Genomic DNA, 22,783 nt, shown 5'->3' with positions numbered 1-22,783 from the left:
CGCCGAGCCCCGCTGCCGTCGTACGGCCCGGTGGTTTCCCGGCGCGGCGACGTACGCTGCACAGGTGACCACTGAAGCGAAGTCGACCGCGGCGGCGGGGTGCGGGTTCCGGGAGATCCGGGGGCTCGTCACCGAGCTGAGCCGCCGGCTCGACGCCCATCAGCGCGGCCGGATCGCCGAGCTGGACCTCACGCCGACGCAGGCCAAGGCGCTGGAGGAGCTCGGGGAGCCCCGGACGGCGCGGGAGCTGGCGGCGGTGCTGTGCTGCGAGCCGCCGAACGTCACCTACGTCATCTCCAAGCTGGAGAAGCAGGGCATGGTCGTGCGGCAGCCGCACCCCCTGGACGGTCGCGCCAAGCAGCTCGTACTGACCGAGGCGGGCCGGGAGTTGCGGCTCGACCTCTTGCGGCGGATGGGCACCGAGTCGCCGCTCGACCACCTCTCGGACGCGGAGCGGTCCGCGCTCCGCGACGACTTGCTGAAGGCGCTGGGGCGGGCGGGCTGACGCCCGTCGCCCACCGAACCCGACCGGGGCCCCGGAGCATCCCTCCGGGGCCCCGGCCTTTCGTACGCGCCCGCTGAAGCGTCTGCATTGCGTAAAGTTATAGCTGTAACCATTGCCTCCGGAGATGGCTACAGCTTTAACTAAATCTCATGATCACTGACAACGCGGTGCCGCACGCGCCGGCGGACGAACGGCACGGCGCGGCAGCCCGGCGGCCCCGCACGGAGCCCCGCGGCGGAGCCCAACTCCTCGTGCTGGCACTCGGATTCGTGATGGCCAGCCTGGACACCGGCATCATGAACGTCGCCGCCGACGACCTGCGTGCCCGGCTCGGCCTCACCATGTCCGGCCTCACCTGGGTCGTCGACGGCTACGTCCTCGCCTTCGCCTCGCTCCTGATGCTCGCCGGCTCGCTCGCCAAACGGTTCGGGGCCCGCCGGATCTACCTCGTCGGCCTCGCCGTCTTCACCGCCGCGTCCCTCCTGGGCGCCGCGGCCCCCGGCGGCGCCGTCCTGGTGGCGGCCCGCGTCGCCCAGGGCGCGGGCGCCGCGCTCTTCATGCCCAGCTCGCTGTCCCTGCTGATGCACGCCTTCCCCGAGCCGGGCCGCCGGGCCAGGATCCTCGGGGTCTGGTCCGCGATCGTCTCCACCTCCGTCGGCCTCGCGCCGACCATCGGCGGTCTGCTGGTCGGCACCCTCGGCTGGCGCAGCATCTTCCTCGTCAACCTCCCCATCGGCATCGCCGGCCTGCTCCTCACCCGCCGCTTCATCGCGGCCGTACCGGCGCGCCCCTCCGCGCTCGGCGGCGCCGGACACCTCCTGGGCCTGCTCACCCTGGGCTCGCTCAGTTACGGACTCATCGAGGGGCCGGACAAAGGATGGTCCGACCCGTGGGTGCTGGGCGCCTTCGCGGTCACCGTGCTGGCGGGCGCCGGATTCGCGGTACGGGAGCGGTCCGCGCGGCATCCCGTGCTGCCGGTCTCCCTCTTCGCGGACAGCAGCTTCTCCGCGGCCAACCTCGTCGGCTTCCTCTTCAACTTCGCCTTCTACGGGACGCTGTTCGTCCTCGGACTCTTCCTCCAGACCGCACGCGGCGCGACCCCGGTGGCCGCCGGCCTGCAGATGCTGCCCGCGGTCCTGGTCCTCCCGTTCGGCAACATCCTCTACGCACGGATCGGGCCACGCCTCGGCAACCGCACCGCGCTCACCGCCTCCCTCGGCCTCTCCGCCGCCGGGTACGCCGTGCTCGTCGCGCTCCTCGCGCCCGGCCTGCCCTACTGGGCGATCGCGGTGGTCCTCGCCGTCGCCAACCTCGGCGCCGGCGTCAGCTCCCCGGCGCTCACCGGCGTCCTGATGGAGGCCGCGGGCCGCGAGCACGCCGACATCGGCAGCGCCACCCTCAACGCCAACCGGCAGGTCGGCTCCCTGGTCGGCATCGCCGGAATGGGCGCGGTGCTCACCGCGGCGGGCGGCGGATACGAGGGCGCCGGCCTCGCCTTCGTACTGACGGCCGCCGCCCTGGCCACCGCGGCCGCCGTAGCCCTGCTGGGCATCCGCACCCGCGGCTGACACCCCACTCGCCCTGCCGGTCCCACCCCGCCCGCACTGTCTCTCCCACCCTGCCCGCACTGTCTCTCCCACCCTGCCCGCCCTGTCTCCCCCACCCCGCCTGCCCTGCCGGTCCCACCCCGCCGCATACCCTTCCCGGGTGAGCGAGAACAGCACGTACAAGTGGGCCGCGGGCGCGGCGACCGGCATCGGGTCGATGCCGGGCGGTGACGCGCGCGAAGCGGCGAAAACCGTCACCGGTTCCGTCGAGACCTTCCCCCACCTGCCCGAACTTCCGGCCCGGGGCCCCGGCGCCGACATGATCGGCCGGACCATCGGCATGCTCGTCGAGGTCTACGCCCATGTCGAGCCCAGCGGCTGGCGGATCAGCGACCGCCCGGGGCGCGACACCCGGCGCGCCGGATCCTGGCTCGGCGAAGACCTCGACGCCCTGGAGGAGTTCACCCAGGGCTACGAAGGGCCGCTGAAGGTCTCGGCCGTCGGCCCGTGGACGCTGGCGACCGCGCTGGAACTGCGCAACGGCGAGGCGGCGCTCAGCGACCCCGGCGCCTGCCGCTACCTCGCGGAGTCCCTGACGGAAGGTCTGCGCGGGCACCTCGCGGACGTACGGCGGCGGGTGCCGGGCGCCCAGGTCGTCCTGCAACTGGACGAGCCGTCGCTCACGGCGGTGCTCCAGGGACGGGTGCGGTCCGCCAGCGGCTACCGCACCCACCGGGCCGTGGACCGGGTGGTGGTCGAAGGCGCCCTGCGCGACCTCATCGGCGCCGCGGAGGGCGACCCCGTGGTCGTCCACTCGTGCGCCCCCGAGGTGCCGTTCGGGCTGCTGCGGCGGGCCGGCGCCACGGGCGTCTCGTTCGATTTCTCCCTGCTCACCGAGCGTGAGGAGGAGGCGATCGGGGAGGCGGTCGAGGGCGGTACGGCACTGTTCGCGGGCGTGGTGCCCGGCGTGGACAGCCGATTGTCAGACCCTGCCGGTAGCGTCATGGGTGTCAGGACGCTGTGGCGCAGGCTGGGGCTGGCACCGGACACCCTCGCGGAGTCCGTGGTCGTCACCCCGTCGTGCGGACTGGCGGGCGCTTCGCCCGGATATGCCCGCTCGGCTCTCGCCCACTGCGTCCGAGCGGCGAGATCGCTCGCAGACAACCCTGAGTGACGGCACTCAAGGACCACGGGAGGACAAGACGGTGGCTGGCGAACAGCACGCAGCGGTATCCGAGGTGCCCGCGGCGGCTCGGGAGAAGCACGCGCAGCTCGCTGAGCAGATCGAGGAGCATCGCTTCCGTTACTACGTGAAGGACGCCCCGGTCGTCAGCGACTCGGAGTTCGACAAGCTGCTGCGCTCCTTGGAGGCCGTGGAGGCCGAGTACCCGCAGCTGCGCACCCCGGACTCGCCCACCCAGAAGGTCGCCGGGGCGTACGCCACGGAGTTCACCGAGGTCGAGCACCGCGAGCGGATGCTCTCCCTCGACAACGCCTTCGACAACGACGAGTTGGCGGCCTGGGCCGAGCGGCTCGCGGGAGAGCTGGGGGGCGACCCGAAGAGCGCCGGCTACCACTTCCTGTGCGAGCTGAAGGTCGACGGCCTCGCGGTCAACCTCACCTACGAGCACGGCCGGCTGACCCGCGCCGCCACCCGCGGCGACGGCCGCACCGGCGAGGACATCACCCCCAACGTCCGCACCATCGCCGAGATCCCGCACCGCCTCCAGGGCGACCGGATCCCGGAGCTGGTCGAGGTCCGCGGCGAGGTCTACTTCCCGATGGAGAAGTTCCTCGAACTCAACGAACGCCTGGTGGCCGAGGGCAAGCCGCCGTTCGCCAACCCGCGCAACGCCGCGGCCGGTTCGCTCCGCCAGAAGGACCCCAAGGTCACCGCCGGCCGCCCGCTGCACATGGTCGTGCACGGCACCGGGGCCCGCGTCGGCCTCGACATCGACCGCCAGTCGCAGGGCTACGACCTGCTGCACGAATGGGGTCTGCCCACCGCAGCCCACAACAGGGTGGTCGACTCCCTCGAAGCGGTACGCGAGTTCATCGCCCACTACGGCGACGCCGACACCCGCCGCACCGCCGTCGAGCACGAGATCGACGGCGTGGTCGTCAAGCTCGACGAAATCCGGCTCCAGGGGCGGCTGGGCTCGACCTCCCGGGCCCCGCGCTGGGCGATCGCCTGGAAGTACCCGCCGGAGGAGGTCAACACCAAGCTCGTGGACATCCGGGTCGGCGTCGGCCGCACCGGTCGGGTCACGCCGTACGCGGTGGTCGAGCCGGTGACGGTCGCGGGCTCCGAGGTGGAGTTCGCCACCCTGCACAACCAGGACGTGGTCAAGGCCAAGGGCGTCTTCATCGGGGACACCGTCGTGCTGCGCAAGGCCGGAGACGTCATTCCCGAGATCCTCGGCCCGGTCGTCGACCTGCGGGACGGCACCGAGCGGGAGTTCGTGATGCCGGCCGACTGTCCCGAGTGCGGGACGGCCCTGCAGCCCGCCAAGGAAGGCGATATCGACCTGCGGTGCCCCAACGCCCGGTCCTGCCCCGCCCAGATCCGCGAGCGGCTGTTCTATCTGGCCGGCCGCAAGTGCCTGGACATCGAGAACTTCGGCTATGTGGCGGCCACCGCTCTCAGCCAGCCGCTGGAGCCCGCCGAGCCGCCGCTGAAGGACGAGGGCGACCTGTTCGGCCTCTCCATCGAGCAGCTGCTGCCGATCAAGTCCTATGTCCTCGACCCGGATTCCGGCCTGCCCAAGCGCGACCCGAAGACCGGCGAGGAGAAGGTCGTCACCTTCTTTGCCAACCAGAAGGGCGAGCCGAAGAAGAACGCCCTCGCCATGCTGGAGCACATCCAGGCGGCCAAGGAGCGTCCGCTGGCCCGGATCATCACGGGGCTCTCGATCCGGCACGTGGGTCCGGTGGCGGCGGAGGCACTGGCCCGCGAATTCCGTTCGCTGGACCGCATCCGGGACGCGAGCGAGGAGGAGCTGGCCGCCGTCGACGGTGTCGGGGCCACCATCGCCGCCTCGTTGAAGCAGTGGTTCGCGGAGGAGTGGCACCAGCAAATCATCGAGAGCTGGCGGGCCGCGGGCGTCCGGATGGAAGAGGAGCAATCGGGCGAGGAAGGCCCACGCCCCCTGGAAGGCGTCACCGTCGTCGTAACGGGCACACTTCAGTCACACACCAGAGATGGCGCGAAAGAGGCCCTCCAGAGTCTCGGAGCGAAGGTGACCGGATCCGTTTCGAAGAAGACCGGTTTCGTGGTGGTCGGAGACAACCCCGGCTCGAAGTACGACAAAGCGATGCAGTTGAAGGTCCCAGTGCTGGATGATGACGGCTTCGCCGTGCTGCTGGAGCAGGGCCCCGACGCAGCACGAGCGGTAGCTGTCACTCCGCCTGAGGAGGAGTGAGGAGTCAGCCCATCGGCGCATATCAGATTGATCCGCGAGGCCAGGTCGCATTCGGGCAACCACTGCCGATCGCTGCCCGCGGCGGCCTTCCGCGGCCTACTGTTGGGATGTGCGCCTGCCGTGGCGCGGGCACAGCCGGCTGTGAGAGGTATCGGAATGAAACCGACCGACAGCGCCGCTCCGGCGTCGCGGCTGCGCCGGCTCGTCGTGCCCGCGCTGCCCGCGACCCTCGTCACCGTGGCGGGCCTCGCGCTCGTCACGGGTGTGGTCCGGACCCTCGGCGACGGTGAGGCGCTCTTCCCGGGAGGCTCCGTCGGCTGGTCGCTGGCGGTCCTGACCGGCGTCATCGTGGGCCACCTCGTCGCCCTCGGCCGCGACCGCTGGTGGGGCGGCACGGGCTCCGGCGCGGCGCTCGCCCTCGCCGTCCTGCTCCTCTACGGCTGGCTGCCCGCCGTCCTGGTCAGCCTCGCCGTCGTCGTGCTCGTCGGCGCCGCCCGCCGGCACCGCTGGCGACAGGCCGTGGTGCACGGCGCCGTCGACCTCCTCGGCATCGGCGCCGCGGCACTCGGCCTGGCCGCGTTCGGCGTCGTCTCCAGCGTCCGGCAGCCCTGGACGCCGGACGCCTGGGACCTGTCGGTGCTTCCGGAGGTCGTCACCGCGGCCGGCGGCTATCTCCTCGTCAGCCGGGGCCTGTTGTGGCTCACCCTGACCCCGCACACCGGCGGACTGCCCACCATCGCCCGAACAGCCGTGGTGCGGCAGGCTCTCGTCGGCGTCGCGCTGCTCGGGATCTCCCCGCTGATCGCCATCTGCGCCGTCCACGCACCGCTCCTGCTGCCCCTGTTCGCCGTCCCGCTCATCGCCCTGGACTCCACCCTGTGGATCGCCAGGGCCCGCGCCGAGGAGCAGCTGCGCGATCCGCTCACCGGCCTGCCCAACCGCCAGTGGCTGCTGGAGCGCACCTGGACCGCGCTGGACGAGGCCGAACGCGTCGGCGCCCGCTCGGCGCTGGTCCTCATCGACCTGGACCGCTTCCGCTCCGTCAACGACACCCTCGGCCACCTCGCCGGCGACCGCCTGCTGCTGCAGATCGCCGACCGGCTGCGGCACGCCCTGCCGCGCGGCGCCGAGGCGGCCCGGCTCGGCGGCGACGAGTTCGCCGTCCTGCTGCCGACCACCGACTCCCTCACCAGCTCCCAGCGGGTGGCGCGCAACCTCGTCGCGGCCCTCGGATCCCCGCTGGACCTCGACGGCCTGACGCTGGTGCTGGAAGCCAGCGCCGGCGTCGCCGTCTTCCCCGACCACGCCCTCGACGCCGAAGGGCTGCTGCGGCGCGCCGATGTGGCGATGTACCAGGCGAAGCGCGACCGCAGCGGCGTGGAGCTCTACGAAGCCAAGCGCGACGGCAACACCCCCGACCGACTCGGCCTGTTGGGCGACCTGCGCCGCGCCCTGGACGCCGGTGACGTCGAGTTGCACTACCAGCCCAAGGTCGGCTTCGACGGCCATGTCGCGGGCCTGGAGGCACTGGTCCGCTGGGTGCACCCGGACCGGGGCAGAGTGCCACCGGACGAGTTCATCGCCATCGCCGAGTCCTCCGGCCTGATGCCGCGGCTGACGGAGTACGTCCTGGAGACCGCGCTCGCCCAGGTGGCGCGCTGGCGGGCGATGGGCCTGGAGGTGCCCGTCGCCGTCAACGTCTCCCCCCGCGACGTGCACTCCCCGGGCTTCGCCGGAGCGGTCGCCGCGCGCCTCGCCCGCCACCGGGTCCCACCGGGCGCGCTCCAGCTGGAGATAACCGAGCACGTCCTCCTGGAGGACCCGCAGCGGGCCGCCGACACCCTCGCCGGGCTGACCGCCCACGGCGTGAAGATGTCCCTCGACGACTTCGGCACCGGCTACTCCTCCCTCGTCCATCTCCGGCGCCTGCCGGTCAGCGAACTCAAGATCGACCGTTCCTTCGTGGCGCGGCTGGCCGTGGACAACGAGGACGCCGAGATCGTCCGCTGCACCCTCGACCTCGCCCACTCCCTCGGCCTGCTGGTCGTCGCGGAGGGTGTCGAGGACGACGAGACCTGGGAGCGGCTGCGCGACCTCGGCTGTGACGCCGTCCAGGGCTGGCTGGTGGCCGCGGCGATGCCACCGGACGAGACCACGGCGTGGCTGAGGGCACGCGGTGAGCACGGCTGGCACCGCGAGTCGGAGACGGCCGCCCTGGCGGCGGAGAAGGCAGCAGAGAGCCCTTCCGGACAGGTCCTGAACTGACCCGGCCATCGGCCGTCCCGTGTCCACGTTCCGACACCCCCGCACAGCCCCCGGCACTCTCGCCCCCGGCACCCCGGCACCCGCCGGGGAGCCACGACGCACCCCACGGGCCCACGGAGCCCGGCACACCCCGACCGCACGACCACGCGCCGAGCGGACACGAGGCGACTCCGCACGGCCCCCTCAGCTCCGAGCCGGACGTGCCCGACGAGCGGGGCGAGCCGGGGGAGCTGGACCTGCCCGACGAGCCGGACGTGCCCGAGCAGCCCAATGGGGCCGACCATTCCGACGAGCAGGGCGGGCCCACGGACGGGCATGCCGAACGGGAGCAGCCTGCCCGCGAGAGCGAGGACGAGGCCGAGCCCGATCACGAGCCGGTGCCCGGTAGTGAGCCCGGTTCTCAGAGCGAGGCAGAGGCAGTGTGCGAAACAGAGTCCCTTCCTGGCGCCGCACCCCCCGCGCCCGAGTCCGAGTCGGCTGCCGCGTCCGGGCCGGCTGCCGAGTCCGAGCCGGAGTCCGGGGCCGGGTCCGCGGTGTCCGCCCCCGCTCCCGACCGCGCACCGGCCCCCGTCGAGCCGGTCGATCCCGCAGATCCCGCAGAACCCGCCGAGCCGACCGAGGCGGCGACTGAGGAGGGCGAGCCGTCGACGGCCGAGGCCCCGGCCGTAGAGCCCCCGCCGCCCGCTGAGGGCTCGTAGGGCGAACGGAGCCGCGCCGGGCGGGCCGCCGGGCCCCGGCCGCCGGGCCTGGGCCGCGAGGACGGCCACGCGGTCAGGGGCCGCCGGCGCCCCCGGGGACCGGCAGCGGCCGCCCCGGCCCGGCCGGTGGTGCCGCGGCGGGCGGCCGCAGCCTCTCCGCCGCCGCCCGCCGCCGCCTGCTGTCCTCTTCAGGCCCCTTGTGGCCCTCTTGCGGATCTTCTGCACCCCGCTTGCGGGAGCGTGGCGGGGACCCGGCGACGGCCCGCGGAGAAGCGTTTCGCGGGAGCTGTCGCCGACGCCATAGGATTGGGCCGAAAAAGTCCATAGAAACACTCCGCCAAGAACACCAGAGGATCGCTGCATGCCTGGCATCACGCGCGAGGAGGTCGCCCACCTCGCCCGGCTGGCACGTCTGGAGCTGAAGGACGAAGAGCTCGACCACTTCGCCGGACAGCTCGACGACATCATCGGCGCGGTCGCCCGCGTCTCCGAGGTCGCCGACCAAGACGTACCGCCGACCTCCCACCCGCTGCCCCTGACCAATGTCATGCGCACGGACGAGGTCCGTCCGTCGCTGGCCCCCGAGCAGGCGCTCTCCGGCGCCCCGGCCCAGGAGCAGCAGCGTTTCAAGGTGCCGCAGATCCTGGGGGAGGAGTGACCGACATGGCCGACCTGATCAAGCTCACCGCCGCCGAGATCGCGGACCGGATCGCCTCCGGCGCGGTCACCGCCGTCGAGGTGACCGAGGCCCACCTGGCGCGCATCGAGGCCGTCGACGAGAAGGTGAACGCCTTCCTGCACATCGACCGCGAGGGCGCGCTCGCCCAGGCCCGCGCCGTGGACGAGAAGAAGGCCCGCGGCGAGAAGCTCGGCCCGCTGGCCGGCGTCCCGCTCGCGCTCAAGGACATCTTCACGACGGAAGGTGTCCCCACCACCGTCGGCTCGAAGATCCTCGAAGGCTGGATCCCGCCGTACGACGCGACGCTGACCAAGAAGCTCAAGGCCGCCGACGTCGTCATCCTCGGCAAGACCAACATGGACGAGTTCGCCATGGGGTCCTCCACCGAGAACAGCGCCTACGGCCCGACCGGCAACCCCTGGGACCTCACCCGCATCCCCGGCGGCTCCGGTGGCGGCTCCGCCGCCGCCCTCGCCTCGTACGAGGCCCCGCTCGCCATCGGCACGGACACCGGCGGCTCCATCCGCCAGCCCGCCGCCGTCACCGGCACGGTCGGCGTCAAGCCCACCTACGGCGGCGTCTCCCGCTACGGCATGGTCGCCTTCTCGTCCTCCCTCGACCAGGGCGGGCCCTGCGCCCGTACGGTCCTGGACGCGGCGCTGCTCCACGAGGTCATCGCCGGCCACGACGAGCTGGACTCCACCTCCATCGACGCGCCGGTCCCGCCGGTCGTCGAGGCGGCCCGCAGCGGCGAGGTCCGCGGCATGCGCGTCGGTGTGGTCAAGCAGTTCCGCGGCGAGGGCTACCAGGCCGGTGTGCTCCAGCGGTTCGACGAGTCCGTCGCGCTGATGAAGGAGCTGGGCGCCGAGATCGTCGAGCTGGACTGCCCGTCCTTCGACCTGGCGCTCGCCGCGTACTACCTGATCGCGCCGTCCGAGGCGTCGTCCAACCTGGCCCGCTTCGACGCCATGCGCTACGGCCTGCGGGTCGGCGACGACGGCACGAAGTCCGCCGAGGACGTCACCGCCCTCACCCGTGAGGCCGGCTTCGGCGACGAGGTCAAGCGCCGCATCATCCTCGGCACGTACGCGCTCAGCTCCGGCTACTACGACGCGTACTACGGCTCCGCCCAGAAGGTGCGGACGCTGATCACCCAGGACTTCGAGAAGGCCTTCGAGCAGGTCGACGTCATCATCTCGCCGACCACGCCCACCACCGCCTTCCCGATCGGCGAGCGCGCCGACGACCCGATGGCGATGTACCTCGCGGACCTGTGCACCATCCCCACCAACCTGGCAGGCAACGCGGCCATGTCGCTGCCCTGCGGACTGGCTCCCGAGGACGGGCTGCCGGTGGGTCTGCAGATCATCGCCCCTGCTATGGCCGACGACAGGCTCTACAAGGTCGGTGCCGCGGTCGAGGCCGCGTTCACCGCCAAGTGGGGCCACCCACTGCTCGAGGAGGCACCTTCACTGTGAGCGCGAACGCCATGACCAAGAAGGCCAAGAACTTCAAGAAGTCCAAGGGCGGTCTGTACCTGTCGATCGGCAGCACCGCGTTCGGCGCCATCAGCGTCGCCAAGCAGGCGAAGCTGGCCCGCAAGGAGAGCGACACGCTCCGCCTGGTCGACGCCGCCGTCTCGGCCGCCGCGATCGTCACGGGCCTGGCGATCCTCTATCGCGAACTGAAGCGTCTGGGCGACGACGACGTCCTGCTGGGCTGAGAGGGAAAGTTTCACCGTGACAGTCACCGAACTGGTGTCGTACGAGGACGCGTTGGCCACCTACGACCCCGTGATGGGTCTTGAGGTGCACGTCGAACTCGGCACCAAGACCAAGATGTTCTGCGGGTGCTCCACCACCCTGGGCGCCGACGCCAACTCGCAGACCTGCCCCACCTGCCTGGGCCTGCCCGGCTCGCTGCCGGTCGTCAACGCGATCGGCGTCGAGTCGGCCGTGAAGATCGGCCTGGCCCTGAACTGCTCGATCGCCGAGTGGTGCCGCTTCGCCCGGAAGAACTACTTCTATCCGGACATGCCGAAGAACTTCCAGACCTCCCAGTACGACGAGCCGATCGCCTTCGACGGCTACCTCGACGTACAGCTGGAGGACGGCGAGGTCTTCCGCGTCCAGATCGAGCGCGCCCACATGGAGGAGGACACCGGCAAGTCCACCCACGTCGGTGGCGCGACGGGCCGTATCCACGGTGCCTCGCACTCCCTCCTGGACTACAACCGCGCCGGTATCCCGCTCATCGAGATCGTCACCAAGCCCATCGAGGGCGCGGGCGAGCGGGCCCCCGAGGTCGCCAAGGCGTACGTCGCCGAGCTGCGCGAGCTCATCAAGGCGCTCGGCGTCTCCGAGGCCCGCATGGAGCAGGGCCAGATGCGCTGCGACGTGAACCTGTCGCTGCGGCCCCAGGGCACCGAGAAGTTCGGCACCCGCTCGGAGACCAAGAACGTCAACTCGCTGCGTTCCGTGGAGCGTGCCGCCCGCTTCGAGATCCAGCGCCACGCGGCGGTGCTCTCCTCCGGTGGCACGATCGTGCAGGAGACCCGGCACTTCCATGAGGAGGACGGCTCCACCACCGCCGGCCGCATCAAGGACAACGCCGAGGACTACCGCTACTTCCCCGAGCCGGACCTGGTGCCGGTGGCCCCCGAGCGCGCGTGGGTCGAGGAACTGCGGGCCACGCTGCCGGAGCTGCCGCGTCTGCGCCGCAACCGGCTGCGCGAGGAGTGGGGCATCTCCGAGCACGACATGCAGTCGATCCTCAACGCCGGCGCGGTCGACCTGATCACCGCCACCGTCGACGCCGGCGCGGACTCCGCCTCGGCCCGTAAGTGGTGGATGGGCGAACTGGCCCGCCGCGCGAACGAGGACGGCGTGGACCTGGCCGCCCTGCCCATCACCCCCGAGCAGGTCGCCCGGGTCGCCGCACTGGTCGCCGAGGGCTCCCTCAACGACAAGCTGGCCCGCCAGACCATCGAGGGTGTGCTGGCAGGCGAGGGCGACCCGGACACCGTCGTCGAGAAGCGCGGCCTGAAGGTCGTCTCCGACGAGGGCGCGCTGGGCACCGCCGTCGACGAGGCGATCGCGGGCAACGCCGCCATCGCCGACAAGATCCGCGGCGGCAAGGTCGCCGCGGCGGGCGCCCTGGTCGGCGCGGTCATGAAGGCCACCCGCGGCCAGGCGGACGCGGCGCGTGTGCGCGAGCTGATCCTGGAGAAGCTGGGCGTCGAGGGCTGACCTCCGGCTGCCGCGCAGCGGCGTACTCGATGCGGTCCCCGTCGCGGGGGCCGCATCGAGCCGTTTCGGGGGCCGTTGGGCATTCGGGGGAGGGCGGGTGCGCCAGGAATGCCCGAGCGGTTCCCCGTGCTGGGACGAGAGCAACAGTCTTGCCCGCACAGTGGAGGAACGCACGATGCAGCAGCACACTCTCGCCGCACGGCTCGGCCGGGTCGGGGTCTGGCACGCGGGGCTCGGCCTGGTGACGGCCGAGGTGGCCCGGGAGGCGGCGGCGGAGATCGAGGGGCTGGGGTACGGCGCTCTGTGGTTCGGGGAGGGGCGCGCCACCAAGGAGGCGCTGACGCACGCCGGACTGCTGCTGGCGGCGACGCGGCGGATGGTCGTGGCCACCGGCATCGCGAACATCTGGGGGCGCGACGCGACGGCGATGAACGCCGCGGCCAACACCCTCGCCGAGGCGTATCCCGGACGGTTCGTCCTCGGACTGGGCGCCAGTCACGCACCGCAGGTCGGCCGGCGGGGGCATGTCTACGAGAGGCCGCTGGCGGCCATGCGGTCGTATCTGGAGGGCATGGACGCCACCGAGTACGACGCGCCGCTGCCCGACGGACCGCCGCCCCGGGTGCTGGCCGCTCTGGGGCCGAAGATGCTGGAGCTGTCCGGGAAGCGGGCTGCCGGGGCGCACACCTACTTCGTCACGCCCGAGCACACCGCGCAGGCTCGCGAGGTCCTCGGGTCCGGGCCGCTGCTCGCCCCCGAGCAGGCCGTGTTGCTGGAGACCGACCCGGCGGCGGCTCGCGCGCTGGCGCGTGAGCACCACGCCCGCTTCTATCTCACGCTTCCCAACTATGTGAACAGCCTGCGCCGACTGGGCTTCGAGGACGACGACTTCGCCGGGGGCGGCAGCGACCGGCTGGTGGACGCGGTCGTGGCCTGGGGCGACGTGGAGGCGATTCACCGGCGGGTGCGGGAGCACCACGCGGCGGGTGCCGATCATGTGGCGATTCAGCCGCTGGCGCCGCCCGGGGACCTGGGTCTCGATCAACTGCGGCAGCTGGCACCGGTGTTGACCACGGGATGACACCGGCCGGGCCGCTCCGCGCGGTGCGCGTCCGCCGGCACTCGCCGTGCCGGCGGACGCGGTCCCGGCACGGCGGCCGGTGTGCCTGCGGGCTACGGCAGACCGTGAACGTGCGGGCCGACCGCGTTCGACCACGCGTTGCCGCTCGCCGCGTCCCAGTTGGTGGACCAGGTCATGGCGCCGCGCAGCCCCGGATAGGTCTTGGCGGGCTTGAAGGAGCCGCAACCGGTGCCGCGGGTCAGGCAGTCCAGGGCGGCGTTCACGACCCCGGGGGAGACATAGCCGCTGCCCGCGCCGCGGGTCGAGGCGGGCAGGCCCAGCCCCACCTGTGAGGGGTCGAGGCCGCCTTCGAGCTGGATGCAGGCCAGCGCGGTGAGGAAGTCGACGGTGCCCTGGGAGTAGACCTTGCCGTCGCAACCGAGCATCGAACCGCTGTTGTAGTACTGCATGTTGACGACGGTGAGGATGTCCTTGATGTTCAGCGCCGTCCGGAAGTAGCCGCCCGAGGTGGACTGCATGTCGATGGTCTGCGGGGCCATCGTGATGACGAGCCCGCTGCCCGCCTTCTGCGACAGGGAGCGCAGGGCCTGCGTCATGTAGGTCGGGTTGAGGCCGTTCTCCAGGTCGATGTCGACGCCGTTGAAGCCGTACTCCTGCATCAGGCTGTAGAGGCTGTTGGCGAAGTTGTTCGCGGAGGCGGCGTCGTTGACGGAGACGGTGCCCTTCTCGCCGCCGACGGAGATGATGACGGACTTGCCGGCCGCCTGCTTGGCCTTGATGTCGGCCTTGAACCGGTCGACGGTGTAGCCGCCCAGGCCCGCGGAGTCGAGGTTGAAGGTGACCGCGCCGGGTGTGGTGGTCGCGTCGGCGAAGGCCACCGCGATGATGTCGTACTGGCCCGGCACATCGCTGATCTTCTGGACCGTCGCGCCGTTGTTGAAGTTCTGCCAGTAGCCGGTGACCGCGTGCTTCGGGACGGACGGGCCGGGGTTGCCGCCGGCGGGGGAGGTGGTGGCGGTGATCTCCGCGGAACGGGCCGATTCGCCCGCGGCGTTGGTGGCGGAGACCTGGAAGCGGTAGCCGGTGGCGGCGGTCAGGCCGGTGACGGTCGCCGAGGTGCCGCTCACCGCCTGCACCTTGGCGCCGTCGCGGTAGACGGTGTACCCGGTTGCTCCGGCGGCCGCGTTCCAGGACAGCGCGACGGAGGAGGAGGTCACGGCGCCCGCGGTGAGGCCGGCGGGCGCCGACGGGGTCTCCGGGCCGGGGTCGGTGCCGCCTCCGCCGTCCGGGCCGAAGACACTGAGGTCGTCCGCGAGGTAGGCGGCCTGTCCGTACCAGCCGTGGGTGTAGACGGTCACCGAGGTGGTGCCGGGGCCGGTGGTGAAGCTGGTACCGAGCTGCTGCCAGCCGGTGCTGCCGGGCGTCCAGGTCGAGACATCCGTGGTGCCGGTTCCGGACACGCCCAGGTAGGCGTACGAGCCCTGGACGTAGGCGCTCAACCGGTACGTCGCGCCGGGCCTGACCGCGACCGTCTGGGAGCACTTGGCGTGGTCCGACGCGGTCGGGGTGGCCTTCAGGGCGCTCGTCCCGCTGTGGACGGGGCTGCTGACGGACGCTCCGCTCGCCCCGGAGCAGGTCCAGTTGCTGAGCCCGGACTCGTATCCGGCGTTCTTCGCGACGTTGACGTCGGCCAGGGCGGCGGCGCTCGCCGGGGCGGCGGTGGCCTGGACGCCGGCGGCGCCCAGCACCACGGCGGCGAGGGCCGCCAGCGATGCGGTGAACACGCGTCTGTGACGGGAGGGTCTGGTGCGCTCGGTGCGTGGCATGGCTGTCTCCGGTGCCGAAGGGAAACGCAGGGAGAACTGCACGAGACGGTGGCCACCGCTTCTGCGCACAAAATGGTTCAGACCAATGCTGTTGTCAAGTGGTCGCGTAGTGGCGGGTGTTGGTGCCTGCGTGCCGGCATCCGCCGCGAGAGGCGGGCGGGCCGACGGTGTCGGTGCGCGGCGCGCGCCCGGTCGAGTCCGCACACGGCCGTGCCCCCGCGCTCGTACGGAACGCGGGGGCACGCTGAGCCGGTGCCGCGAGGTCAGTGCTGCTGTGCCTTGCGGCGGCGGATCACCAGGTAGCCCCCGGCCGCGACGAGTGCGGCGGCCGCAGTGACCAGCAGCCCGACGGGCGCGCCGTTGCCGGTCTCGGCGAGGTCGCCGGCCGGCGCGGACGCGGAGGTCGTGGGCGATGCGGACGACGAGGGGACGGTGTCGGCGGGAGCGGACGCGGTGGGTGTGGCGGTCGGCCGGGACGAGGTGGACGGGGTCGCGGACGGCGACGGTGTACCGCTCGGGCTGTTGTCCTCGCAGTCGGTCCAGAAGACCTTGTGCTTGGCCCGGCCGTGCTCGCCGTCGAAGTTCCAGAAAAGCTTGTAGTGGCCGTCGGGCAGCGACTGGTCCGGCGTGCGGCCGTGCCCGTCGCTGCCGAGCGTCAGCGAACCGGTCTTCACGGTCGTGCCCTTGACGTCGGCGGTCGGGGCCCACGCCTCGATGCGCCAGTCGACTTCCTGGCCGCTGTCGAAGCCGAAGGCGTCGAGGTAGAAGGTGCACACGTGAGGCTCGTTCTTGCGAAGCTCCTCTCCCGTGGTGGCATCGTGGATCTTCACGGTGCCGTTGTCGCCTGGAGCGGCGTGGGCGGACGGGGCGAGGAGCAGGGCCACGGCGACGGGGGCAGCGAGCAGACCTGCGGAGACAAGCGGGCGCATGGGCAGTCCAACGGTGAATGAGGTGGGTTGCCGTGGGGGGCGGCTCAGCTTCCTGCCGCCTCAGGGGACGGTCAAGGCTTGGCACAGCGCTTATGCCGCAGAAGGCGTCACACGCCCCATTAGTCCCGGGTAACGATTGGGAACGGGGATCCCGCGGCCCGAGTGCCCCTGGAGAGCGGGCGTTCGGGCCGCCGGTCACCTGCGGATCCACCCCCGGCTGCCCTGCCTGGCTCCCTCGGCGGGTCGCCGCATCCGCCGCCTTGCCTCAGTGGACCCGTCGGTAGGAGCTGCCGTCCCTGGTCCGGGAGAGCAGTCCGGCGATGACCAGATAGCGGCGCAGCGCCGAACAGTCCTCGTGGACCGTGCGCAGGGCCTCGTTGACCTCCCGCTCGCCGTACTCCCGGTCCCGCTCGAACAGGGTCTCGGTGAGATGGACGAGCAGCTGCTCCCGGCGGGCCGCCTTGCGGGGGATGGCGGTCAGCCGTCCCCCGGAGAAAAGGGCGGCCACCCCGTGGGCGCCGCCCGCACTGTTTTCCGACATGCCGGGCAGCCTTACGCCCCGCCCGCGCGCGGGCAACGCATTTTCCGCGTCGCAGGGCGGTGAGGGCCGCCCTCCGGGGAGTCCGAGGCTCGCCTGCCGCGCTCCCGGCTCGCGGGTCATCTGTTCCCAAAGTTGTCACCCGGGTACCTATCGCGGTCCACAACCGTGCACTACCGTCCCCTCGCGCCCCCTCAATGGCCTGTACGGCGACCATTGGTGACGGGGCTTCGGGCAGGGCTGTCGAGTGGGAGGTCGGGCGTGGCACCGGAGGTATCTCGTAGGCGGGTGCTGGGAGTGGGCGCGGCGGCGGGCGCCGCGATGGCCGGGTCGCTGCTGCCGCCGTCGCTGCAGCAGGCTCTGGCGGCCGACGCGGCGCGGCCGGCGCGGGGGAGAGGCGGGCTCGGCGACATCAGACATGTCGTCGTGCTGATGCAGGAGAATCGTTCCTTCGACCACTACTTCGGCATGCTCCGCGGGGTCCGCGGCTTCGCCGACCGCAACGCGATCGAGCTGCCCTCCGGCGCCGGCGTGTACGAACAGCCGGGGCTGCTCGGTCTCGGCACGGTGCTGCCCTTCCCGGTGCGGGCCGCGGCCGCCGCCCAGAAGAAGGAGCTCCAGTACATCGGGGCGCTGGACCATGGGTGGGACGGCGGTTCCAAGGCGTGGAACGGCGGGTGGATGAACAACTGGGTCACCGCCAAGACCGCCGCGACCATGGCGTATTACGACCGGCAGGACGTCCCTCTGCACTACGAACTCGCCGACACCTTCACCGTCTGCGACGCCTACCACTCCGCCATCCACTCCTCGACCAGCCCCAACCGCAACCACCTCGTGAGCGGCTGGACCGGATTCGAGCCGGGCAGCGGCAAGCGCGCGGTGGGCAACGACGCCTACGAGGAGGACACCCACACCGGCTACACCTGGACGACGTACGCCGAGCGCCTGGAGAAGGCCGGCCGCAGCTGGCGCGTCTACCAGGAGTGGGACAACTTCACCGACAACAACCTGGAGTTCTTCGCGACCTTCAAGGCGGTCGCGAAGAAGGCGCTCGCCAAGGTGGACGGCGCGTCGAACATGACCGCCTTCTACGGGAGGGTGGCCGGTGCCGACGAGGCCGGGCGCGCGCGGCTCCAGGGGTTGCTGGAGGAAGGCGTGCGCGGGCTGAGCCGCGCCGAGCGGAGCCTCTTCGAGCGCGCGCTGCGGCGCGGTGAGCCGGATACGACGGCGACCGCCTTCGCCGCCGACGTCGCCTCCGGCGACCTGCCGGAGGTCTCCTACATCGTCCCGTCGGCCGCCGACTCCGAGCACCCCGGCTCGTCCTCACCCGTCGAGAGCGCCACCATCGTCTACAAGGTCCTGGACGCGCTCGGCAAGAACCCCGACGTCTGGCGGCACACCGCGCTCTTCCTGACGTACGACGAGAACGACGGCTTCTTCGACCACGTGCCGCCGCCGGTCCCGCCGGCCGGCACGGACGGGGAGTTCTGGGACGGCAGGCCGACCGGGCTCGGCATCCGCGTGCCGATGATCGTCATCTCGCCCTGGACGGTCGGCGGTTACGCCTGCTCGCAGGTCTTCGACCACACCTCGATCACCCGGTTCCTGGAGCGGTGGACCGGTATCGAGGAGCCGCAGATCTCCCCCTGGCGGCGAACCGTCTGCGGGGACCTGACCAGTGCCTTCGACTTCTCCCGCGGACACCGGCAGCCGTCGGTGGAGCAGCCGGGCGAGATCCCGGCCTTCAGCGGGCGGTGGGCGCCGCGCCCGCCGGCGCGGCAGGCGCTGCCGCAGCAGGAGCACGGCAGCCGGCCGGCCCGCGCGCTGCCGTACCAGCCCGACGTGGACGGCGGCTTCGACGCGGGGGCCTCGCTCTTCCGCCTGGCGGTACGCAACACCGGGAAGGCCGCCGCGCACCTGGCCCTCCATCCGTACGCGAAGGAGTACGCCACGCCGCAGCACCGCGACGTGGCGGGGGCCGCACAGTGGGCGGTGCCGGTCAAGGGCGGCGCCTACCGCTTCACGGTGACCGGGCCGAACGGGTTCCGCCGGGAGTTCGCCGGCACGGGTGCGGGCGCCGCGGCGGCCGTCAAGATCACGTCCTGGATCGACGCCGCCCGGCGCGAGATCCATCTGACCGTCGTCAATCGGGGCGCCACGGACCTCACCGTCACCCTCGCACCGCTCGCCTACTCCGACAGCTCGCCCCGCACGCTCAAGGTCAAGGCGGGCAGCACCCGGACCGTCGCGCACGCCACGGCGGACGCGCACGGGTGGTACGACCTGGCCCTCGACATCGCCGAGGACGGTGCCTTCCACCGCCGGCTGATGGGCCACATCGAGAACGGCAAGGAGTCGGTCACGGGCTGACCCGCGGCGGAGTTCCCCGTCCCGTCCCCTTTGTGGGGAAGTCCACAAAGGGGACAAAGGATCTTTTCGGGCTGTCACCCTGCCAGAGAGGCGGGCCGCCACTCTTTCGTCACCGCGATGAGACCTCCCGGACACCCTCCGGGGCCAGGGCCCGCCGAGCCCCCGTTCATACGCGCTCGGCACCACCCGTCACCCGGGAGTTATCGACGCACTACCCCGGGAAGCAGACGAGGTCCGTGACCGCTCTGGCTCGGTGGTGTCTCAGGCGCCGCATCGTCGTGATCGTGCTCTGGCTCGCCGCCCTCGCGGGAGTCGCCGCGGCGGCGGGGGTGGCGGGGTCCGCCTACTCCAACAACTACGAGGTCCCCGGAACGGAATCCGGGCAGGCCACCGCCCTGATGGCGCAGGCGTTCCCCGACCGCTCCGGCGACAGCGACACCCTCGTGTGGCACACCGACTCCGGAACGGTCCGCGCCGGCGCCGTCGAGAAGAAGATGGCGCACACCCTCGACGAGATCGCCGAGCTGCCGGGCGTCGCCACCGTCGAGGGGCCCTACGGGCCGCAGGGTGAGCAGCAGATCAGCCAGGACGGGCACACCGCCTACGCCTCCGTCGTCTTCGACGTCCCCACCGACAGCCTGGACGCCGCCCAGGTCGAGCAGGTCGTCGACACCGCGCAGGCCGCGTCCGGCGACGGCCTCCAGGTCGAGGTGGGCGGCGCCGGGGTCGCGCTGACCGAGGCCCCGAAGGCCCAGCTGGCGGAGATCATCGGGCTGGGCGCCGCCGCCGTGGTGCTCTTCCTCGCCTTCGGGTCGCTCGCCGCGACCTTCCTGCCGATCATCACCGCGCTCGCCGCCGTCGGCACCGCCTCGGCCGGCATCACCCTGCTCAGCCATGCCATGACCGTCGCGGACTTCGCGCCGATGCTCGGCATGCTGATCGGCCTGGGCGTGGGCATCGACTACGCCCTGTTCATCGTCACCCGGCACCGCAGGGGCCTCCGGGAAGGTCTGCCCGTGCGGGAGGCGGCCGAACGGGCCGTGGCCGTATCCGGGCGGGCGGTCGTCTTCGCCGGCGCCACCGTCTGCATCGCCCTCCTCGGCATGCTGATCCTGCAGCTGAACTTCCTCAACGGTGTCGCGCTCGCCGCCTCGCTCACCGTCCTGCTGACCGTCGCCGCGTCCATCACCCTGCTGCCCGCGCTGCTCGGCGTGATCGGGATGCGGGCGCTCAGCCGCCGTGAACGACGGCGGCTGGCCGAGCTCGGGCCGCGGCCCGAGCACCCCACCGGCTTCGCCGCCCGCTGGTCGGGCTTCGTCGAGCGGCACCCCAAGCTGCTGGGCGCGGTGGCGGCCGCCGTCATGCTGGTCCTCGCCCTGCCCACCTTCGGCCTGCACCTGGGCACCTCCGACCAGGGCAACAACCCCGCCACGTCCACCACCCGGCAGGCATACGACCTGCTGGCGGGCGGCCGGGGCGCCGACGGCGGCTCCGGGAGCGGCTTCGGGCCCGGGGTCAACGGCCCGCTGACGCTCGTCGGCTCCCTCGACGGCGCCAAGGACCGGCTGGCCTTCGACAGGCTGCCCGACGAGCTGCGCACCACCCCCGGGGTCGACCGGGTCGGCGGCCCGGAGTACGACGGCAGCGGCAGCACCGGTGTGATCACCGTGGTGCCGACCAGCTCACCGCAGTCCCAGCAGACCTCCGACCTGGTGGAACGGCTGCGCGGCGAGGTGCTGCCCGAGGCCGAGGGCGCGACGACGATGGACGTCCACGTCGGCGGTGTCACCGCGAGTTACGACGACTTCGCGACCGTCATCGTCGGCAAGCTGCCCCTCTTCGTCGGCGTGGTGATCGGCCTGGGCTCGGTCCTGCTGCTGCTGGCCTTCCGGAGTATCGGCATCCCGCTCAAGGCCGCGGTGATGAACGTCGCGGCGGTCGCCTCGTCCTTCGGGATCGTCGTCGCGATCTTCCAGTGGGGCTGGGGGAGCGAACTGCTGGGCCTGGGCAGCGCGGGCCCCATCGAGCCCTTCCTGCCGGTCATCATGGTGTCGGTGCTCTTCGGCCTCTCCATGGACTACCAGGTGTTCCTGGTCAGCCGGATGTACGAGGAATGGCAGCTGACACGCGACAACCGCAGGGCGGTGCGCGTCGGGCTGGCCGAGACCAGCCGCGTGATCAACTCCGCGGCGGTCATCATGATCGCGGTGTTCGGCGCGTTCGTGCTCAGCGGCGACCGGATCATCGCGATGTTCGGCATCGGCCTCGCCGCCGCCGTGGCCCTGGACGCCTTCGTCCTGCGCACCCTGCTGGTTCCCGCCCTGATGCACATGCTCGGCGGCGCCAACTGGTGGCTGCCCGCCTGGCTGGATCGACGGCTGCCCCGCCTCAGCATCGAACCGCCGCCGGAACCACTCGATCCGGTTTCCTTGCCGGGCCCAAGGGACACCGAGAAACCCCTGGTCAGGGCGTAGCGCGCGGTCGGGTGGCGGGTCGCTGGGAGCGCCGGTCGGCCGACAGGACCGGTGGTTCTCATCGGACTCTCAGACGCGGCCCCTACGGTCGCGACCATGGGAACGACCAGGACGACCGACAAGCGAACCGACGACGAGACCGTGCCGGCCCAGGCCGCCGCGGCGGCCGATGGGACCACGGAGGCAGCCGGTACCGACGTGACCGGTGAGGCCGCCAAGGACACCAAGGTCGACACACGTACCAAGAGCACCGCGGACACCGCCGACGCCGGCGAGAAGACCGACGTCCTGACCGAGCACGACGACGACAGCGACCTCGACGCGCTCGACGCGCTCGACGCGCTCGACGCGCACGAGGAGCCCACCGCGCCCGCAGGCACCACCGCGGTCGCCGCCGGCGCCGGTGCCGTCGTCGCCGCCGGCCTCGGCCTCGCCTCCGTGACCGGCACCTGGCTGGGCACGCTGATGGCCGAGCGGCAGACCCTGATGGGGCAGATCAAGCTCCAGTCGGGCAAGGCCACCGACCAGATCTCCGCCGTCTACGGCACCCCGTGGCACACCACCGCCCTGGTGAACGGCGTCTTCGCGCTGCTCGCCGTGATCGTCGCCGCCGTGGTGCTGACCCGTCCGCGCAGCACCTGGGTGCGGGCCGTGGCCTGGGGCGGACTGGCCCTCGGCGTCCTCGGCATCCTCATCTCCGCCGGCATGTACCTCGACCTCTTCGGCAGCATGCCGAGCATTCCTAAGGGTGCCGCCCCCGGCCAGTAAGCCGCTCGCGGGCGCGGGGGCCGGTCCCTAAGGAGCCCCCGGCCCCCGGCGCGGGAATCTAAGGACGCGCGAGCACGGAGATCGGGCACCCTCCCGATGTGGCGTACCCCCCTTGGCGACGAGGCTTGGGGCATCGACGAGCGACAAGCCGTCGGGTCACCGCCTCACCATCGCCAGGGAGTCACCGTGTACACCTCCGAACTCGACATCCGCGTCCGCTACGAGGAACTGCGCCGCGAGGCCGACCGGCAGCGCCTGGTACGCCAGGCGACCGAGGGGCAGCGCGCCGGACACGGCGCCGCAGCCCGCTCCGGAGCGAACGAAACCGAAGGGCGGGTGAGAGGGAAGCGGGGCCGGCGCACGCGCGTACGCCGCGCCGCCGCCTGACCCGGGCCACAGGTGCCCGCCCGCTCCCGGCCGAACCGGCCAC

At 72.1% G+C, this 22,783-nt stretch carries 18 protein-coding genes; 15 read left to right on the top strand and 3 right to left on the bottom strand.

Features of this window, described 5'->3' with window-relative positions:
• Positions 1–64 precede the first annotated feature (64 nt).
• From QOM21_RS11445 to QOM21_RS11395, 11 genes are all read left to right on the top strand, one after another.
• A complete protein-coding gene (locus tag QOM21_RS11445; RefSeq protein WP_407549808.1) occupies positions 65–505 on the top strand; it encodes a MarR family winged helix-turn-helix transcriptional regulator in 441 nt (146 codons plus the stop codon).
• A gap of 149 nt (positions 506–654) precedes the next feature.
• Positions 655–2,073 (top strand): MFS transporter, encoded by a 1,419-nt coding sequence (locus tag QOM21_RS11440; RefSeq protein WP_407549807.1) that lies wholly within the window; start codon positions 655–657, stop codon positions 2,071–2,073.
• Positions 2,074–2,212: 139 nt separating this feature from the next.
• Positions 2,213–3,226 carry a methionine synthase gene (locus QOM21_RS11435; protein ID WP_407549806.1) on the top strand — a complete coding sequence of 338 codons (1,014 nt, stop codon included), beginning with the start codon at positions 2,213–2,215 and terminating at the stop codon, positions 3,224–3,226.
• A 31-nt stretch (positions 3,227–3,257) separates the two neighbouring features.
• Positions 3,258–5,474: an NAD-dependent DNA ligase LigA gene (gene ligA, locus QOM21_RS11430; RefSeq protein WP_407549805.1), complete on the top strand. Its 2,217-nt coding sequence runs from the start codon at positions 3,258–3,260 to the stop codon at positions 5,472–5,474.
• Between the two features lie 156 nt (positions 5,475–5,630).
• Positions 5,631–7,739 (top strand): putative bifunctional diguanylate cyclase/phosphodiesterase, encoded by a 2,109-nt coding sequence (locus QOM21_RS11425; protein ID WP_407549804.1) that lies wholly within the window; start codon positions 5,631–5,633, stop codon positions 7,737–7,739.
• A gap of 200 nt (positions 7,740–7,939) precedes the next feature.
• Positions 7,940–8,437 (top strand): hypothetical protein, encoded by a 498-nt coding sequence (locus QOM21_RS11420; protein WP_407549803.1) that lies wholly within the window; start codon positions 7,940–7,942, stop codon positions 8,435–8,437.
• 361 nt (positions 8,438–8,798) lie between these two features.
• Positions 8,799–9,095, top strand: a complete 297-nt coding sequence (gene gatC / locus QOM21_RS11415; protein ID WP_407549802.1) for an Asp-tRNA(Asn)/Glu-tRNA(Gln) amidotransferase subunit GatC — start codon at positions 8,799–8,801, stop codon at positions 9,093–9,095.
• A gap of 5 nt (positions 9,096–9,100) precedes the next feature.
• Positions 9,101–10,594, top strand: a complete 1,494-nt coding sequence (gene gatA / locus QOM21_RS11410; RefSeq protein WP_407549801.1) for an Asp-tRNA(Asn)/Glu-tRNA(Gln) amidotransferase subunit GatA — start codon at positions 9,101–9,103, stop codon at positions 10,592–10,594.
• 11 nt (positions 10,595–10,605) lie between these two features.
• Positions 10,606–10,839 (top strand): hypothetical protein, encoded by a 234-nt coding sequence (locus QOM21_RS11405; RefSeq protein WP_398557371.1) that lies wholly within the window; start codon positions 10,606–10,608, stop codon positions 10,837–10,839.
• A gap of 16 nt (positions 10,840–10,855) precedes the next feature.
• Positions 10,856–12,364, top strand: a complete 1,509-nt coding sequence (gene gatB, locus QOM21_RS11400; RefSeq protein ID WP_407549800.1) for an Asp-tRNA(Asn)/Glu-tRNA(Gln) amidotransferase subunit GatB — start codon at positions 10,856–10,858, stop codon at positions 12,362–12,364.
• Positions 12,365–12,539: 175 nt separating this feature from the next.
• Positions 12,540–13,445, top strand: coding sequence for an LLM class F420-dependent oxidoreductase (locus tag QOM21_RS11395; protein WP_407549799.1), 906 nt, complete (start codon positions 12,540–12,542; stop codon positions 13,443–13,445).
• A 92-nt stretch (positions 13,446–13,537) separates the two neighbouring features.
• Here QOM21_RS11395 and QOM21_RS11390 read toward each other — a convergent pair whose 3' ends face one another.
• The 3 genes from QOM21_RS11390 to QOM21_RS11380 form a co-directional block, all read right to left on the bottom strand.
• On the bottom strand, positions 13,538–15,271 hold the full coding sequence (locus QOM21_RS11390) for a chitinase (protein ID WP_407549798.1): 1,734 nt from the start codon (positions 15,269–15,271) through the stop codon (positions 13,538–13,540).
• Between the two features lie 263 nt (positions 15,272–15,534).
• On the bottom strand, positions 15,535–16,200 hold the full coding sequence (locus tag QOM21_RS11385; protein WP_407549797.1) for an LPXTG cell wall anchor domain-containing protein: 666 nt from the start codon (positions 16,198–16,200) through the stop codon (positions 15,535–15,537).
• Between the two features lie 265 nt (positions 16,201–16,465).
• Positions 16,466–16,741, bottom strand: coding sequence for a DUF2087 domain-containing protein (locus QOM21_RS11380; RefSeq protein WP_407549796.1), 276 nt, complete (start codon positions 16,739–16,741; stop codon positions 16,466–16,468).
• 258 nt (positions 16,742–16,999) lie between these two features.
• Between QOM21_RS11380 and QOM21_RS11375 the strand changes: the two genes are divergently transcribed.
• From QOM21_RS11375 to QOM21_RS11360, 4 genes are all read left to right on the top strand, one after another.
• The gene (locus tag QOM21_RS11375) at positions 17,000–19,111 is read left to right on the top strand and encodes a phosphocholine-specific phospholipase C (RefSeq protein ID WP_407549795.1); all 2,112 of its coding nucleotides are present in this window, start codon (positions 17,000–17,002) and stop codon (positions 19,109–19,111) included.
• 236 nt (positions 19,112–19,347) lie between these two features.
• The gene (locus tag QOM21_RS11370; RefSeq protein ID WP_407549794.1) at positions 19,348–21,585 is read left to right on the top strand and encodes an MMPL family transporter; all 2,238 of its coding nucleotides are present in this window, start codon (positions 19,348–19,350) and stop codon (positions 21,583–21,585) included.
• A gap of 96 nt (positions 21,586–21,681) precedes the next feature.
• Positions 21,682–22,353 (top strand): hypothetical protein, encoded by a 672-nt coding sequence (locus tag QOM21_RS11365; RefSeq protein ID WP_407549793.1) that lies wholly within the window; start codon positions 21,682–21,684, stop codon positions 22,351–22,353.
• Between the two features lie 186 nt (positions 22,354–22,539).
• Entirely contained in the window at positions 22,540–22,740 is a 201-nt protein-coding gene (locus QOM21_RS11360) for a hypothetical protein (protein WP_407549792.1), read from the top strand.
• Positions 22,741–22,783 lie beyond the last annotated feature (43 nt).

This window comes from Streptomyces sp. Pv4-95 (genome assembly GCF_045782725.1).
Classification (GTDB): Bacteria; Actinomycetota; Actinomycetes; order Streptomycetales; family Streptomycetaceae; genus Streptomyces.
The sequence above is the reverse complement of the archived record's forward strand: the minus strand, read 5'-3'. Positions and strand labels throughout refer to the sequence as shown.